The organism is Desulfovibrio sp. (genome assembly GCF_041907885.1).
Classification (GTDB): Bacteria; Desulfobacterota; Desulfovibrionia; order Desulfovibrionales; family Desulfovibrionaceae; genus Desulfovibrio.
On sequence record NZ_JAYRGM010000008.1, the window covers coordinates 52,847 to 67,694 of the forward strand.

At 60.6% G+C, this 14,848-nt stretch carries 16 protein-coding genes; 14 read left to right on the plus strand and 2 right to left on the minus strand.

Translation table 11 applies throughout. The annotated features are described in order from the left end of the window. Window positions 1-325 precede the first annotated feature (325 nt). The 12 genes from ACE3NW_RS06365 to ACE3NW_RS06420 all read left to right on the plus strand — a co-directional run bounded on the left by ACE3NW_RS06365 (window position 326) and on the right by ACE3NW_RS06420 (window position 9,890). Entirely contained in the window at window positions 326-2,068 is a 1,743-nt protein-coding gene (locus tag ACE3NW_RS06365; RefSeq protein WP_374281548.1) for a methyl-accepting chemotaxis protein, read from the plus strand. 158 nt (window positions 2,069-2,226) lie between these two features. Beyond that, window positions 2,227-2,697 (plus strand): ribonuclease HI, encoded by a 471-nt coding sequence (gene rnhA, locus ACE3NW_RS06370; protein ID WP_374281550.1) that lies wholly within the window; start codon window positions 2,227-2,229, stop codon window positions 2,695-2,697. A 105-nt stretch (window positions 2,698-2,802) separates the two neighbouring features. Continuing rightward, window positions 2,803-3,789 (plus strand): hypothetical protein, encoded by a 987-nt coding sequence (locus tag ACE3NW_RS06375; protein ID WP_374281552.1) that lies wholly within the window; start codon window positions 2,803-2,805, stop codon window positions 3,787-3,789. 4 nt (window positions 3,790-3,793) lie between these two features. Then, on the plus strand, window positions 3,794-4,234 hold the full coding sequence (locus ACE3NW_RS06380) for a C-GCAxxG-C-C family protein (protein ID WP_374281554.1): 441 nt from the start codon (window positions 3,794-3,796) through the stop codon (window positions 4,232-4,234). A gap of 7 nt (window positions 4,235-4,241) precedes the next feature. After that, window positions 4,242-4,556, plus strand: a complete 315-nt coding sequence (locus ACE3NW_RS06385; RefSeq protein ID WP_374281556.1) for a hypothetical protein — start codon at window positions 4,242-4,244, stop codon at window positions 4,554-4,556. Between the two features lie 42 nt (window positions 4,557-4,598). Further along, complete coding sequence (locus ACE3NW_RS06390) at window positions 4,599-5,273, plus strand: site-2 protease family protein (protein ID WP_374281558.1); 675 nt, start codon at window positions 4,599-4,601, stop codon at window positions 5,271-5,273. A gap of 79 nt (window positions 5,274-5,352) precedes the next feature. After that, a complete protein-coding gene (gene ruvX / locus ACE3NW_RS06395; protein WP_374281622.1) occupies window positions 5,353-5,790 on the plus strand; it encodes a Holliday junction resolvase RuvX in 438 nt (145 codons plus the stop codon). Beyond that, complete coding sequence (gene mltG / locus ACE3NW_RS06400) at window positions 5,787-6,857, plus strand: endolytic transglycosylase MltG (protein ID WP_374281560.1); 1,071 nt, start codon at window positions 5,787-5,789, stop codon at window positions 6,855-6,857. Before ruvX ends, mltG begins: the two co-directional genes overlap by 4 nt. 10 nt (window positions 6,858-6,867) lie before the next feature. After that, entirely contained in the window at window positions 6,868-7,104 is a 237-nt protein-coding gene (locus ACE3NW_RS06405) for a hypothetical protein (RefSeq protein ID WP_374281562.1), read from the plus strand. A 47-nt stretch (window positions 7,105-7,151) separates the two neighbouring features. After that, window positions 7,152-8,780: a cobyrinate a,c-diamide synthase gene (locus tag ACE3NW_RS06410; RefSeq protein ID WP_374281564.1), complete on the plus strand. Its 1,629-nt coding sequence runs from the start codon at window positions 7,152-7,154 to the stop codon at window positions 8,778-8,780. Window positions 8,781-8,787: 7 nt separating this feature from the next. Next, window positions 8,788-9,480 carry a precorrin-8X methylmutase gene (locus ACE3NW_RS06415; protein ID WP_374281566.1) on the plus strand — a complete coding sequence of 231 codons (693 nt, stop codon included), beginning with the start codon at window positions 8,788-8,790 and terminating at the stop codon, window positions 9,478-9,480. Window positions 9,481-9,695: 215 nt separating this feature from the next. Further along, entirely contained in the window at window positions 9,696-9,890 is a 195-nt protein-coding gene (locus tag ACE3NW_RS06420) for a tautomerase family protein (protein WP_291331549.1), read from the plus strand. A gap of 24 nt (window positions 9,891-9,914) precedes the next feature. Here the strand turns inward: ACE3NW_RS06420 and ACE3NW_RS06425 are convergent, their stop codons facing one another. Together ACE3NW_RS06425 and ACE3NW_RS06430 are read right to left on the minus strand one after the other, a co-directional pair. Continuing rightward, window positions 9,915-10,322: a winged helix-turn-helix transcriptional regulator gene (locus ACE3NW_RS06425; RefSeq protein WP_374281569.1), complete on the minus strand. Its 408-nt coding sequence runs from the start codon at window positions 10,320-10,322 to the stop codon at window positions 9,915-9,917. 42 nt (window positions 10,323-10,364) lie between these two features. Then, window positions 10,365-11,348: a hypothetical protein gene (locus tag ACE3NW_RS06430; RefSeq protein ID WP_374281571.1), complete on the minus strand. Its 984-nt coding sequence runs from the start codon at window positions 11,346-11,348 to the stop codon at window positions 10,365-10,367. A gap of 147 nt (window positions 11,349-11,495) precedes the next feature. Here ACE3NW_RS06430 and ACE3NW_RS06435 point away from each other — a divergent pair, with 147 nt between their 5' ends. Together ACE3NW_RS06435 and ACE3NW_RS06440 are read left to right on the plus strand one after the other, a co-directional pair. Further along, window positions 11,496-12,512 (plus strand): NAD-dependent epimerase, encoded by a 1,017-nt coding sequence (locus ACE3NW_RS06435; protein WP_374281573.1) that lies wholly within the window; start codon window positions 11,496-11,498, stop codon window positions 12,510-12,512. Next, the gene (locus ACE3NW_RS06440; protein ID WP_374281575.1) at window positions 12,509-14,764 is read left to right on the plus strand and encodes a peptidase U32 family protein; all 2,256 of its coding nucleotides are present in this window, start codon (window positions 12,509-12,511) and stop codon (window positions 14,762-14,764) included. The genes ACE3NW_RS06435 and ACE3NW_RS06440 overlap by 4 nt, the downstream gene beginning before the upstream one ends. Window positions 14,765-14,848 lie beyond the last annotated feature (84 nt).

Here is a 14,848-nt window from a genome sequence, read left to right on the forward strand (position 1 = left end):
ATTATAACTGTAGAAAAAAAATTTGCACAAAAAAAGAACCTTCAAATACCGCCACGGCGGATGCCTACCACGACTATGTGCATTAATTCACTTTTACAACATTAATTATGACAAAATTATTATGTATCATATTCAAACAAAACATTTAAATCGAAATTACTATGAACTATAAAAACTATAAAAACCGCCGATACTAGTAATATTGCGTATCGGCAATTAATTTTTACCCATTTTCCCTGGCAACATAGTGGCAATAACTTGCCGCTAAAATATATACAAAGGATAACAATCAAAGTGTGCAAAATGCATCAGGTGGAGAAGTATCATGAAATTGAGTGTAAAATTGTCCTTGATGGCCGGATTTTTAATGTCTCTTACAGTTGCGCTCGGATTGTTCAGCCTCGTGCAGATGGCAAAAATCAATGCTGGCACTGAAGAGATCAATACCGACTGGCTCCCCTCCACCCGTTATGTATTGAATCTCAACGTAAACACATCGGATTACCGTTTGGCTCAGGTACAGCTGGCAAGCACTACCACAGCCGACGACCACGCGCGCTTCAAAGGCCGCATGGATAGCATCCTCAAAAAAATGGAAGCAAACAAAATCAAGTACGACCCCCTCGTTTCTGCCGGTGAAGAAAAAAGGGCCTACGAGCTGTTCCTGCGAGAATGGCAAAACTACATGGAAGCCTCCAAAGATGTGGCACAGCTGGCCGCAGAGGGAAAAAACGATGAGGCACGTAACCATCTGCGGGGCAATACGCGCGCAATTTTTGATAAAAGCAGCGACCTTCTTGAAGAACTTGTGCGCATAAATACCGCAGGCAGTCAGCAGGCAGGGAAAGGCTGCGAAGAACTTTACGCCACGGCCAAACTTCTTGTCATAGGCATGCTGGCGGCCGCTCTGCTGGCAGGCGCGACCATTGCCGTCATTATCCTGCGCGGAACCCACAAGCAGCTCGGCAAAGACCCCGGCGAACTCAACTCCATTGCCCTGCGTGTGGTGGACGGCGACTACAACATCGACGACGGCAGCCCCAAGGTTGGCGTGTACGAATCCATTGTGGCCATGGTGCAGGCGCTCAAGGGGCATATCGACCACGCCAAGGAAGAATCGCGCAAAGCCCAGCAGGCGGCAGAACAGGCACAAAAAGCCCAGCTTGTGGCAGAAGAAGCAACCGCCCGCGCCGAAACCGCCCGCAGGGAGGGCCTGCTTGACGCTGCCACCCAGCTTGAAGGCGTGGTGAGCGTTATTGCGTCTGCTTCAGAAGAGCTTTCTGCCCAGATCGAGCAGTCTTCGCAAGGCGCAGAACAGCAGGCCCACCGCATTGCCGACACCGCTGCCGCCGTGGAAGAAATGAACGCCACGGTTATTGAAGTGGCCAAAAACGCGGGCGCGGGCGCAAACCTTTCATCTTCTGCGCAGGGCAAGGCGCGCGAGGGCGAGCAGATCACCGCCAGATGCCGCCAGGCCATGGACGAAGTGCAGACAGAAACCATGGAACTCAAATCCAGCATGGACGCGCTTTCTGGCCATGCCCAGGCCATCAATGAAATCATGACCGTCATTTCAGACATAGCAGACCAGACCAACCTGTTGGCCCTCAACGCGGCCATCGAGGCGGCACGCGCTGGTGATGCGGGCCGAGGTTTTGCCGTGGTAGCAGACGAAGTGCGCAAGCTGGCAGAAAAAACCATGGCCTCAACCCAGGACGTGGGCAAGGCCATCCGGGCCATACAGGACAGCTCCAATGAAGGTGTAAAACGCATGGATATGGCTGTGGGCAAGGTAAACCTTGCGGCAGAGCTGGCCGCCAGCAGCGGTGATGCTCTTACCGAAATTCTGAATCTTTCCGAACAGACCGCAGATCAGGTGCGCAGTATCGCCACCGCCAGCGAGGAGCAGTCTGCCTCGTCAGAAGAAATTGCCCGCTCGGTCGAGCACGTTAACACCATTGCCGCTGAAACGTCACAGGCCATGGGCGAGGCCAACAAAGCAGTATCAGAGCTGGCCGCCCAGGCCCAGAACCTGTCGAGAATCATCGACAACCTCAAAAATTCCTAAGTCTGCATTTTCCTCAGCGCGGGCCGGTCTTGCAGTGCAGGGCCGACCCGCGCCGTTGCAGCCCCTCGCGCACGAGGCACATTGCCCAGCGGGGCTTTGCCGTGTATGCTTGGCCCTCGCCGCAACAGCTGCGGCAGGAACAAGTGTAAAGGAACCCAATGCAAAAAGTGACCATCCATACTGACGGCTCGTGCCTTGGCAATCCCGGCCCCGGCGGCTGGGCCGCAGTGCTCAAACTCGAGGATCAGGACTACCGCAAGGAATTTGCCGGTGGCTACAAGCTGACCACCAACAACCGCATGGAAATTCTGGCCGTGGTAGAAGCGCTGGCCCAGTTGCAAAGCCCCTGCGAGGTCGAACTGTACTCTGACTCAAAGTATGTGTGCGACAGCATAGAAAAGCGCTGGGTCTGGGGCTGGCAAAAAAAGGGCTGGATCAAGAGCGACAAAAAACCCGCCCTCAATGTGGACTTGTGGAAGCGGCTGCTGCCCCTGCTTGCCACCCACAAGGTGAGCATGCGCTGGCTCAAGGGCCATGCGGGCCACCCCGAAAACGAACGCTGCGATGTTCTGGCCCGTGCCGAGGCTGGCCGCAAAGACCTGCCCCCCGATACCGGCTACAAACCCTGAGCACGTTCGTATCTGCACACTCTGCCCTTGCGTATAGAAGCGCAGGGCGCACCAAACCAGGCGTTCTTATTTCAGCATTTCAGGCCAGCCGCCAGAATCACCCGCATGACACCAAGCACTTCAGATACCGCACTTTCTCTTGCCACCCTGTGGTATTCCCTTGGCTGGCCCCTGCTGCGCCTGCTTTTGGGCCTTGCTGTTGGCCTGATGGTGGCAAATCTGCTGGAAGCCCTGCGCTGGACGCGCCATCTGGCCCGGCTGGCCTCTCCGCTGGCGCGGGCCGCCCATCTGCGAGATGTGGCAGGCGCAAGTTTTTCGCTGGCCTTTGTTTCGCCCGCCGCCGCCAACGGCCTGCTTTCAGACAGCCACAACATCGGCGAGCTGTCCAACAACGAACTTATGCTGGCAAATCTGTTCAATAGCCTGCCCGCCTATCTGGTACACACGCCCACCATCTTTCTGCTCACGTGGCCGGTGCTGGGAACCCCGGCCCTGGTCTACGTGGCCCTGACACTTGTGGCCGCTGCGGGCCGCACGGGCTTTACCGTTGTTTTGTCGCGCCGCCTTTTGCCGCCGCCACCGCCGGGCTGCATTGCCTGCAAGAATCTCAAGGAGCAGGGAACCTCGTGGGGCGACGCGCTGCGCAAGGCATGGCAGCGTTTTTTGCGCCGACTGCCCAAACTGGTCTACTTCACAGTGCCCATCTATGTGCTTATGTTTTATTTGCAGCACTATGGCTATTTTGCGCTGGCCGAGGCATGGCTGGCTAACCACATGGGCTGGCTTTCGTTTTTAAAGCCGCAGGCCATGGGCATAATTGTGCTGCATCTTGCGGCAGAGCTTGGCGCGGCCCTTGGGGCCGCTGGCAGTGTGCTGCAAACGGGCGGGTTATCCCCGCGCGACGTGGTGCTGGCCCTCATGGTGGGCAACATACTTTCCACACCCATGCGCGCCATCCGCCACCAGTTTCCTTCATACTCCGGGTTTTTCCGGCCTGCGCTGGCCCTGCGGCTGATTCTGGCCAATCAGGGTTTGCGGGCCGCAAGCATGACCGTAGTCACCGTTATCTATTACTTCTGCACACAAGGATAACAGGATGAACCAGTTGCCGGAACTTGACGAGGTTCGGGAAAATTTCAATATGGGCATCATCTGCGCCCAGCAGGTGCTGGCCCACTTTGCCGACCGGCTTGATCTGCCGGAAGCAACCGCCCTGCGCGTGGCCTCTGCCTTTGGCTCCGGCATGGGCAGGGCCGAGGTGTGCGGCTGCGTTTCGGGCGCGCTTATGGTGCTGGGCCTCATGCACGGGCCTGAGGGCCCCTGCGCCCGCCCGCAAAAACAGGCCTTTTACGACCGGCGCGATGCCTTTACCGAGGCCTTTGCCAAGGCGCACGGAGGCCTGTTGTGCCGCGAAGTTCTGGGGCACGACCTCACCACGCCCGAAGGCATGGCCGCCGTGCGCAAGGACAATCTGTTCATTACAACCTGTGCCCCCCTGGTTTGCGCCACATGCGCACTGCTGGAAGAATACCTGTAGGAGCATCATGATGACCGACACCGCTACCCCGCCCACCGAAACCCCGGCCACCGAATCTTCTGCCCCCCATGCCGCTGCGCACGCCCCCCACGTTCAGGTGGTCAAACCCGAACACACGGGCGCACGCGTCACAGTGCTGGTGCAGCCGGAAGAAAAGCACCTTTCCCTGCCGCGCCCCAAAACCTCACGCCAGCTGCTTGCGGCCCTGGGCCTTGCCGAAGAAACGGCCCTTGTGGCCCGCGAGGGCCAGCTGCTCACCCCCGACCGCCACATCTGGCCTGGCGATACCCTGCTGGTGCGCAAGGTGGCCTCTTCTGGCTAACCCAGCCTTGCCGCAACAGGCGGAAAATGGTAACCGCAACATATGCTGAACCTAGACATATCACAGGTGCTGAGCACCCTGGCTGTGGCCGCTGTTCCCGCATTGCTGGGCATCATTCTGCACGAGGTTGCCCACGGCTGGGTGGCCTACCGTTGCGGCGACCCCACGGCCAAGTTCATGGGCCGTCTGACCCTGAACCCCCTGCCGCACATTGATCCCATGGGGCTGCTGGCCTTTGTGCTCACCAGCCTTTCCGGGGCCTTTGTTTTTGGCTGGGCCAAGCCCGTGCCGGTCAACCCCCGTTACTTCCGCAATCCCGCAAAAGACATGATGCTGGTGGCTCTTGCCGGGCCGCTCACAAACTTTTTGCTGGCAACGCTTTTTGGCCTGCTGCTGTGGGCTGTGATCCAGATTTTTCCGCCACAGCAATGGCTGCACAGCACCAGCTACGTTTTTGCGCTCAAGACCATCCAGACAGGCGTGATCATTAACTTTGGCCTTGGCTGGCTCAATCTGATCCCCATTCCTCCGCTGGACGGCAGCAAGGTCGTAGCCTACTTTTTGCCCCCAAGTGCTTCATATCGTTACCTGAGTATTGAGCGTTACGGCTTTGTCATTCTTTTGTTGTTGCTGTTTACCGGTGCGCTCGGCCTGGTGCTGGGCCCGCTTGTCAGCGGCAGCGCTGTGGGCCTGCTTTCACTATTGGGCATCATTTAGGGCACAGCGGCAACATGAACACAACTTGCGGACACCTTCCGCTGCAACACGCGCTGCGGCGCGCACACTGGGGCTTGCGTTGAAATTCGTTGGCGTAGACTACGGCCTGGCCCGCACCGGCCTTGCCGTATCCGACCCGGAAGGACGGCTGGCCTTTCCCCTGATGACCGTGCGGCTTGAAGATTTTTCTGACCGCAAGGCCTTTCTGGCAGCTCTGGCCGAGCGCATAGTCGAGGCCGGGGCAGAGGCTGTTGTGGTTGGTTTGCCCCTTACCCTCGACGGCGAGGAAAGCCTGACCACCCGCCAGATCCGCAATATCACCGAGCGCCTCAAGCGCCGGGTTGATCTGCCTTTTTTCTTTATGATGGAAGCGCTGAGCTCTCAGGAAGCGTGGTCTGACCTGCGTGAAGCCGGTCTGAAAATGCGCAAACGCAAGGCCGTGCTCGACCAGCAGGCCGCCGTGCGCATACTCTCCTCCTTTCTGTCGCTTGCGCCGCATGACCGGAGACCCGCATGAAGATTCTGCTGCGCACGCTTGGGGTACTGCTGTTGCTGGCTCTTGCCGGCGGGGGTTGGGTGGCCTACGAGGCGCACTCGTTCCTGAACACCACGCCCGAAACCCCAGGCCGCGATGTTTTTTTTGACGTTCCCACCGGGGCGCGGCTGGCGCAGGTGAGCGCGGGGCTTGTCAAGCTGGGCGTGGTAACCGATGCCCGCAAGCTTGATCTGCTGGCCCGCTATAAAAAGTGGGAAAACCGCCTTCAGGCTGGCAGATTCGCCCTCAATACCGGCTGGCTGCCAGAAAAAGTGCTGGACGAACTGGTCAACGGACACCCGGTGCTCTACCGCGTTACCGTGCCAGAGGGCCTTTCGTGGTGGCAGACGGGCAAGGTGCTTGAAGAAGCCGGGCTGGTCGTTTTTGAAGATTTTCGCAAGGTTGTCACTGACCCCGACTTTTTGCGCCACTACGGCATCCCCTTTGCCACGGCTGAGGGCTTTTTGATGCCAGACACCTATCTGCTCAAAAAAAATGAAGTTATGGATATTGCGCAGGCCAAGGCTGTTGCCGGGCGCATGGTCGATAACTTCTGGCGCAAAACAGCCCCTGTGTGGCCCGATGGCAAAAAGCCGGAGCAAGGCCAGACAGACCAGTTCAAAACCTGGGTAATCCTTGCCTCCATTGTGGAAAAAGAAACCGGCATTGATGCGGAACGCGCCCGCGTGGCGGGTGTGTACCAGAACCGCATCACCAAGGGCATGCTGCTTCAGGCCGACCCCACGGTGATCTACGGCCTTGGCCCCAACTTTGACGGCAACTTGCGCCGCCGCGATCTCGACGATGCCAACAACCTCTACAATACCTATCAGCGCCCCGGCCTGCCGCCCGGGCCCATCTGCTCGTTCGGCGCTGCCGCCCTGGCCGCAGCCGTGCGCCCAGAGGCGCACAACTATCTGTATTTTGTCGCTAAATTTGATGGTGGCGAACACGTATTTTCCACCAATCTCACCGACCACAACAAGGCCGTGCGGCAGTATCTGCAAAACCGCCGCAATGCCAAGCCCGCCGCGTCCGACGCGCGCTGAGGAGGCTCCTGTGAAGTACCTCATCGTTGAAGATTTTTCCGGTCAGGAAGTCCCCTTTATCTTTCCCCGCCGGGTGGACCACAGCGACATGCGCGAACAGCTGCCCTACAGCCGCGTAGTCTCTGCCGGTTTTGTGGAACTGGGGCCCACAGGCTTTGCCTGCACGGGCGGCAACCCAGAGCTGCAACTCAAGGCCCGGCCCGATGAAGATGCAGCCATCATAGCCGAGGCCCTGCGACAGCGCTGAAGCCGCTGCCAGCAAGGTTTTTCTGGCCGCAACAGCAGGAGCGCACCATGCCCAGGCCGCAGCCGAGCCTGCCCGGCCTTGTCATAGGCGGCACGGGCAGCAATTCCGGCAAAACAACCCTTACCCTGGCCCTGCTCTGCGCCCTGCACGAGCGGGGTCTTGTGGCGCGGGCGGCCAAAACCGGGCCAGACTACATTGATGCGGCCTTTCACGCCGCTCTCACCGGGCAGCCTGCGGCCAATCTCGACACATGGATGTGCCGCGAATCAGCCCCTTCACCCACAGAACGCCCCCTGAGCGCCGGGGCTGGGGGGTCGGCCCGGCTGCCTGCCGGGCTGAGGCGTGTTTTTGAACGCATGGCTCTGCCCGAACTGCCGCTGGAAGACACCACAACGGCTCTACCCACTTCCCATAACCTTCTTGTGCCAGATATGGTTGTGATTGAGGGAGCCATGGGGCTTTTTGACGGCGGCCACAAGGGAGCTGGCAGCACCGCCCATCTGGCGGGCCTGCTGGGCCTGCCCCTGCTGCTGGTGCTCAATGCCGGGGGCATGGGTCAATCGGTTGCCGCGCTTGCAGAGGGCTTTCTGCACCACCGGCCCGCCTGGGCAAAAAACAAACCCCTTTCCTTTTTGGGCATTGTCTGCACCCATGTGGGCAGTGCGCGCCACGCCGACCTGTTGCGGCAGTCGCTCGCCCCCCTTTGCAAGAGCTCCGGCGTTCCCCTGCTGGGCCTGATGCCACGGCAGGGAGCCCCCACACTGCCCGCCCGCCATCTTGGGCTGGTTGAAGCACGCGAAGTGCTGCCCGACCTTGACAGACACGCCCTGGCCCAATGGGCAGAAAGCCACTGCACTATCGACATGCTGCTGCAAAGGGCTGGTGCGGGCACACTACGGCGGCCTCTGCCCGCCCATACCACGGCGCAAGCTTCTACACCGCCCCCTACAGCGCCCATTACACTGGCAGCCCGCTTCTTTTCCCCTGCAAGCACGGGCAAGGGGCGTGACACGCGGCCCCTGCGCATCGGCATGGCCTGGGACGAAGCTTTCAGCTTTTGCTATGCCGATCTGCCCGCCCTGCTGGGTGAGCTCAAGGCCGAAGTGGTGGCCTTTTCTCCTCTGCGGGATAACGCGCCGCCACGTCACTGCGCGGGCCTGTACTTTCCCGGCGGGTATCCCGAGCTGCACGCAGGGCGCATTGCTGCCAATACCAGCATGCGCTCGGCCCTGCACGCTCTGGCCGCCCAGGGCATGCCCATGTATGGCGAATGCGGGGGCTACATGTATCTTATGCGCAGCCTGATGCTGCACGGGCAGGAATACGCCATGAGCGGTCTCTTGCCCTGCAGCTGCACCCTGGGACAAAACAAGGCGGCCCTTGGCTATCGGGCCGCGCAGGCGCAGGCCGACTGGCTCCCGACCGCCCACAGCCGCCCCCTGTGGGTACGGGGGCACGAATTTCATTATGCGCAGGAGCAACCCGCCCCCCTGCCCGCCGGGTGCAGCCCCCTGTGGCAGCTGCACGACAGCCAGGGCCGCTTTTTGCGGGCCGACGGCTGCCGCAAGGGCTCTGTGGCTGGCTCGTGGCTGCACTGCTACCCCGAAGGCTCACGCCGCTTCTGGCGCGCATGGCTTGCCGGTTGCGCGGCCTACATTGCAGCACAAGACCCATAAGGACACCATGACACACCGCACTTCGCCCTCTCCCTCGGTGGAGCTTGACCCGGCCTGCACCCCGGCCCATATCGAAACCCGCTCGTTTGAAATCATTGATGCAGAGATTCCAGAGCCGCGTCCCTTTGCCGGTGCGCTGTGGAGTGTGGCCCGCCGCTGCATCCACACGCTGGGCGATACGGACATCCTGCACGACCTTCGCCTGAGCAATAAGGGTCTTGAGGCTGGCGTGGCCGCCCTGCTGGCTGGCTGCACCGTGTACACCGACACGCGCATGGCCGCCGCTGGCCTGCCCCTGCGCCGGCTGGAGCCCCTTGGGGTAACGGTTACACCGCTCATGGCCCTGCCCGGTCTGGCCGAACTTGCCGCGAGCCGTGGCACTACCCGTTCACGCGCCGGGCTTGAGAGCATTGCCCAAAACATGGGCGGCAATATTGTGGTTATCGGCAACGCTCCCACAGCCCTGCTTGGGTTGCTGGATGTGCTGGCGCACGGGGCGCAGCCGCCAGCCCTCATCGTGGGCATGCCGGTGGGCTTTGTAAACGCGGCCCAGTCAAAGGAGCTCTTGCGCCAGAGCCCGTGGACGCACTTTACCCTGCTGGGGCGCAAGGGCGGCTCGGCAGTGGCTGCGGCCTGCATCAACGCGCTGGCAGATCTGGCGCTGGAGCAGCGCGGGCTCACACAGGCTGCCGCTCTGTAAACGGGCCTGTGCTATAAAAACATTAAATTTTTAAAACTGTTATACATTGAACTGTAGCTTCTCTCGATGAATTGATTCCCGGCTGGCTTGCTATTTTTTTCATAGCGCGCTATGCATTTCATAGCGCGCGCGAACAATGGCAACCATCCCCTGTGGCTCCGCACCCATGAGAGGTACGGGCACAGACAAAGAATCAAACAGCAAGGAGAATCCCCATGCCTGTCATCACCATAGCCATGCACAGCACCACTGAAGAAGTGAAAAAGAATTTGATCGAAGGCCTGACCGCAGCCGCCGTGGCAGCTACGTCTGTTCCGCAGGAGAAGTTTGTGGTCTTTGTAGAGGAATACGAAACCGACGCCATCGGCATCGGCGGGCGGACGCTCAAGGCAATCAAGGCCGCACAGTAAGGCGCAGCAACGCGCCAGCCAGTCTTAACTGGAAGAGGTATCCCCGGGGGAGGCAGCAGAAGCGAGCCTGTATTTTCGCAGCTCGTTCCAGCGCTCGGCTTCCTCCGGGGCCACTTCCATGGCCCAGGTAATGGCCCAGGCTCCAAATGGCTCAAGCAACTGGCTCAGCTCAACGCCCATGGGCGTAAGGGCGTAGCCTTCTTCTGTGGCACACACAAGCATGGCCTCGCGCAGTTCTTTGAGGCGGCTGTTGAGCACCGCCGGAGATATGGACTCGCAAGCCTCCTGCAAGGCGCGGAATGTGGCGGGCCCGTGGCGCAGCTGCCATATGACGCCCATGGCCCACCGCTTGCCCAAGAGGTCAAAAAGCGCCATGAGCGGTACACCGCTGCGCGAACCGCGAACCGGCTTGCCTGGTCTGGGTATGCTCATTTTTTTGCCATCTTTGTGGGCCTGCGGGATAAAGCCGCCGGGCTAGCCCTGCTTTTGGGGCTTTGTTGCCGTATCGGGGCCGCTGCCCTCTGCGGGCTCTGCAACAATCTCTGCGCCTGACATATTCGCCGTATCGGCCACGTCAGCCGGTTCCGGGCTGATAATTTCCGCGTCGGTCACGTCGTCATCGTGGTTTGCGGGCGGTGTATGGCCTTCCGGGGTAGGCGCCGCACCTGTTGCGGCATCAAGCACGGGCGGCAGGGCCTTGGCCTCCACCACCTGACCGCCAAGGGCAAGCCGCTGCACCTCGTTTTGCGGCAGGGGAATGCAGCCCTTGTCCACCAGCACTATGCCCGTGCGTTCCAGCACCTCGCGCCTGTATTCATATTCCTGCTGCATGCGGTGGTGGCGGTACATAAACCAGCGGTGTACCAGATAGCACACGGCAATCAGGGCCGCCAGACTGCCCGCAATCCACGGAATATACTCTGTCAGCGCGCTGCCAAGACGCATGAGGGCCGAAAAAGCCCCGTCCACAAAAAACAGCCCCGCGCCCAGCAGCATGATGCCCAGCAGCAAGACCACCGTGGGCGCGTTGCGGATAATGGCGTAAAAACGGCGCAGCCGTTCTGGAACCTGTTCGTCGTCGGCGCTTTGTGCGCCTGCCTGCGCCTCGGCACGCATGTTGTCTTCGCGCCCCAGATAGCGCGAAACCCAGGTTCCCGAAAGATGCACAATAAGCATGAGCCCCACAGGGGCAAGCACCGCAGCCACTGCCCAGCCCAGCCAGGGAAAGCGCGCCAGCGGCGGCCCACCGGGAACTTCGGGCGCGGCGTGCATGACACCATAAAAAAACGACACGCCGCCAACTACCAGCTCTACAAAAAAAATGGCAACCATAAGATATATGAGCGCGTCCTTGTACGGGCCAGCGTACCAGGCGGCGCTCTCGACGCTACGGCTTTTGCCAGCAGATGCGGCTGGCCGCTCCTGCGCGTCTGATCTGTTTTTCTCTGTTTTCTGCATTCGTTACCTCGGTTCCCGAAACATACGATGCGGCGCTTTTTCCCGCAAGCCCCCACTGGCCGGAACAAGGATTTCGCGGCATCGCATCGCCCTTGCCCCAAAGGCGCATCTGGCTTACCTTGCCTGCATGCACCCTGGGAGGTTCTCATGCATGTTCTGGTGACTGGCGCAGCGGGTTTTATTGGCTACCATCTTTCCCGGCGGCTTCTGGCCGATGGCCACAGCGTTGTGGGCGTTGATAATTGCAACGACTATTACGATGTGCAACTAAAAAAAGACCGGCTGGCCCAACTTGCCGCCATGCCGGAGGCGCGGAATTTTCGTCACGAACCCCTGGACATGGCCGATGGCCCTGCCATGGCTGCCCTGTTTGCCCGCGAGGGATTCACACATGTGGTCAACCTTGCGGCACAGGCTGGCGTGCGCTACAGCCTCCAGAATCCGGAATCGTACCTCAATGCAAACCTGCTGGGCTTTGGGCATATTCTTGAAGGCTGCCGCCAGAACAAGGTGGGGCATCTGCTTTTTGCCTCGTCTTCGTCCGTATACGGCATGAACGCGGCACGGCCCTACAGCGTACACCACAATGTTGACCACCCGGTGAGCCTGTACGCGGCCACAAAAAAAAGCAACGAGCTCATGGCCCACGCCTACAGCCATCTGTTCCGCATTCCCTGCACAGGGCTGCGCTTTTTTACGGTTTACGGCCCCTGGGGCAGGCCAGACATGGCCTTGCACCTCTTTACCACGGCCATTGTGCGCGGCGAAGCCATAAAGGTTTTCAACCAGGGCCGCATGCGCCGCGACTTTACCTATATCGACGATATCGTCGAGGGCGTGGTGCGCCTGCTGCCCCTGGCCCCGCAGGCAGACCCGAACTTTGACCCCGAAACCCCCAACCCCGCCAGCAGCTCTGCTCCCTGGCGCATCTACAACATAGGCAACAATAATACGGTAGAACTCAACGACTTCATCAGCACCCTTGAAGACGCCCTTGGCATGAAGGCCCGCAAAGAGCTTTTGCCCATGCAGCCGGGCGATGTTGAATCCACCTGGGCCAATATTGACGACCTCACCGCCGCCACCGGCTTTGCCCCTTCCACGCCACTTGGCGAGGGCATTGCCCGCTTTGTGGACTGGTACAAAGAGTACTACAAAATATGAACGAAACTTTCTCCACATCTGCGGATCATCCGAGCATATCCGCCCCCACGCCCGCCCGGCCGGAAATTCTGGCTCCGGCGGGCGACGCGCCTTCATTCCTGGCCGCCCTAGCCGCCGGGGCAGACGCCATCTATCTGGGCCTCAAGCATTTTTCGGCCCGCATGCAGGCCGAAAACTTTGGCCTCACCGAGCTTTCGCGCCTCACAGATCTGGCCCACGCTGAAAACGCGCGCGTCTATGTGGCCATGAACACCCTGGTCAAGCCGGGCGAACCCGCGCAGGCCTACCGTCTGGCAACCCGCCTTGCACGGCAGGTGCGGCCCGATGGCCTCATTGTGCAGGATCTGGCCATGCTCGATCTTGCGCGTCAGGCTGGCTTTGAGGGGGGGCTTTTTCTCTCCACGCTCGCCAACCTCACCCATCCCGAAAGCCTGATCCAGGCCAAACAGCTTGGTGCTGACCGGGTTATTTTGCCGCGCGAGCTTTCCATTGACGAAATCCGCGCCATGGGCGAGGCCTGCCCCGAAGGCCTGGACCTTGAATGTTTTGTACACGGCGCGCTGTGCTACTGCGTTTCTGGCCGGTGCTACTGGTCTAGCTACATGGGCGGCAAAAGCGGCCTGCGTGGCCGCTGCGTGCAGCCCTGCCGCCGCGTGTACCGCCAGGGTGGCCCTGCGGCCATTGCCCTTGTGCGCAATGCCGAGCGTGAAGAACAGGACCGCATGCGCCAGGAACAGTCACGCATGGATATTGCCCGCAAAAACCGCGACGGACGCGGCAGGCCCGACAGCCGGGGCAAGACCGACGACCGTGGCAGGCCCAACGACCGCCGTGGCGAATCGTTTGACGCGCCCCGCCGCCAGGGCTCGCGCGGGCAGATACGCGGCAAGGAACACAACGGGCGCTGGTTCTCGTGCCTCGACCTTTCGCTGGACGTGCTGGCAAAAACCCTGATGAACATCCCGCACCTTGTTTCGTGGAAGATCGAAGGCCGTAAAAAAGGCCCGCACTACGTGTACCACGTGGTTACGGCCTACCGCATGCTGCGCGACAACCCCGGCGATGCCCAGGCCCGCAAGGCGGCAGAAGAAATCTTGCAGATGTCGTTGGGGCGTCCTGCCTCACGCGCGCGCTTTTTGCCGCAAAAAGATCACACCATCCCCACCTCGCCCGACGGCCAGACCAGTTCGGGCCTGCTGGCGGGCAAGGTACGCATTGATCCCGAAGCTGGCGTGATTCTCAAGCCCTTTTTTGAGCTGCTGCCGCAGGACTATCTGCGCGTGGGCGTTGAGGACGAACGCTGGCACGCCACCCTGCCCGTAACCCGGCGCATTCCCAAGGGCGGCAGCCTTACCCTGCGTCTGCCCAGGCACAAAACGCCCAAGGCAGGCACGCCCGTCTTTTTGATCGACCGGCGCGAACCAGAGCTCATGCGCATCATCAAGAGCTGGCAGGCGCGGCTTGAGGCCATGCCCTCGCGCCCCAGCAAGGCTGTGGAGAGCGATCCGCTTTTGCCCAAGCCCATCAAGGCCAAGCCCCGGCCCGACACCTATGTGCGCTCCAGCGTGCCCCACGGCAAAGAAACCCGCACTGGCCGCAGCCAGTTTCAGGGGCTTTGGCTTTCGGCCCGCAGCGCCGATCTTTCGCGCACGGTGGCCCCGCGCATGAGCTGGTGGCTGCCCCCGGTTATCTGGCCGGATGAAGAAGAAACCCTCCGCCGTTCCATCGCTCGGCTGTGGCGCGACGGCGCACGACATTTTGTGTGCAACGCACCGTGGCAGCGCGGCCTGTTCCCCGAACAGCTGGATGAAAACGCCGATCTGCTGGCCGGGCCGTTCTGCAACGCGGCCAATGCCTCTGCCCTTGGCATACTGGCCAAAATGGGGTTTGTGGGCGCTTATGTGAGCCCGGAACTGGCGCAGGAAGACATGCTGGCCCTGCCCACGCAAAGTCCCCTGCCTCTCGGCGTGGTGCTTTCCGGCTACTGGCCCGTGGGCATCAGCCGCTTTGGCCTGCTGGGCGTCAAGCCCAACGAGCCTTTTTTGAGCCCCATGGGCGAACCCTTCTGGGCGCGGCAGTACGGCGGCAACATCTGGATATACCCCGGCTGGCCGCTGGACATCACCAGCAAACGGCATGAGCTTATGGACGCTGGCTACGCCTTTTTTGCCCATATGCAGGAAAACCCGCCCGCCTCTGTGCCCGATATGCGGCGCAAGAGCCTCTTCAACTGGGAAGGGGATTTGCTGTAGCCCCGGCTGTCCCTGTGGCCGCTTTTACAGCCGCGTTAATGACGAATACGGGCCGCCAGCAGGAATGCTTTTCTGTGGGCGGCC

Coding starts and splice junctions, on each gene's coding strand:
- mltG (WP_374281560.1), top strand. CDS start 5,787: ATGAAGATTCTGCTGCGCACGCTTGGGGTACTGCTGTTGCTGGCTCTT.
- ACE3NW_RS06415 (WP_374281566.1), top strand. CDS start 8,788: ATGACACACCGCACTTCGCCCTCTCCCTCGGTGGAGCTTGACCCGGCC.
- ACE3NW_RS06410 (WP_374281564.1), top strand. CDS start 7,152: ATGCCCAGGCCGCAGCCGAGCCTGCCCGGCCTTGTCATAGGCGGCACG.
- ACE3NW_RS06430 (WP_374281571.1), bottom strand. CDS start 11,348: ATGCAGAAAACAGAGAAAAACAGATCAGACGCGCAGGAGCGGCCAGCC.
- ACE3NW_RS06390 (WP_374281558.1), top strand. CDS start 4,599: ATGCTGAACCTAGACATATCACAGGTGCTGAGCACCCTGGCTGTGGCC.
- ACE3NW_RS06440 (WP_374281575.1), top strand. CDS start 12,509: ATGAACGAAACTTTCTCCACATCTGCGGATCATCCGAGCATATCCGCC.
- ACE3NW_RS06420 (WP_291331549.1), top strand. CDS start 9,696: ATGCCTGTCATCACCATAGCCATGCACAGCACCACTGAAGAAGTGAAA.
- ACE3NW_RS06380 (WP_374281554.1), top strand. CDS start 3,794: ATGAACCAGTTGCCGGAACTTGACGAGGTTCGGGAAAATTTCAATATG.
- ACE3NW_RS06375 (WP_374281552.1), top strand. CDS start 2,803: ATGACACCAAGCACTTCAGATACCGCACTTTCTCTTGCCACCCTGTGG.
- ACE3NW_RS06365 (WP_374281548.1), top strand. CDS start 326: ATGAAATTGAGTGTAAAATTGTCCTTGATGGCCGGATTTTTAATGTCT.
- rnhA (WP_374281550.1), top strand. CDS start 2,227: ATGCAAAAAGTGACCATCCATACTGACGGCTCGTGCCTTGGCAATCCC.
- ACE3NW_RS06435 (WP_374281573.1), top strand. CDS start 11,496: ATGCATGTTCTGGTGACTGGCGCAGCGGGTTTTATTGGCTACCATCTT.
- ACE3NW_RS06385 (WP_374281556.1), top strand. CDS start 4,242: ATGATGACCGACACCGCTACCCCGCCCACCGAAACCCCGGCCACCGAA.
- ACE3NW_RS06425 (WP_374281569.1), bottom strand. CDS start 10,322: ATGAGCATACCCAGACCAGGCAAGCCGGTTCGCGGTTCGCGCAGCGGT.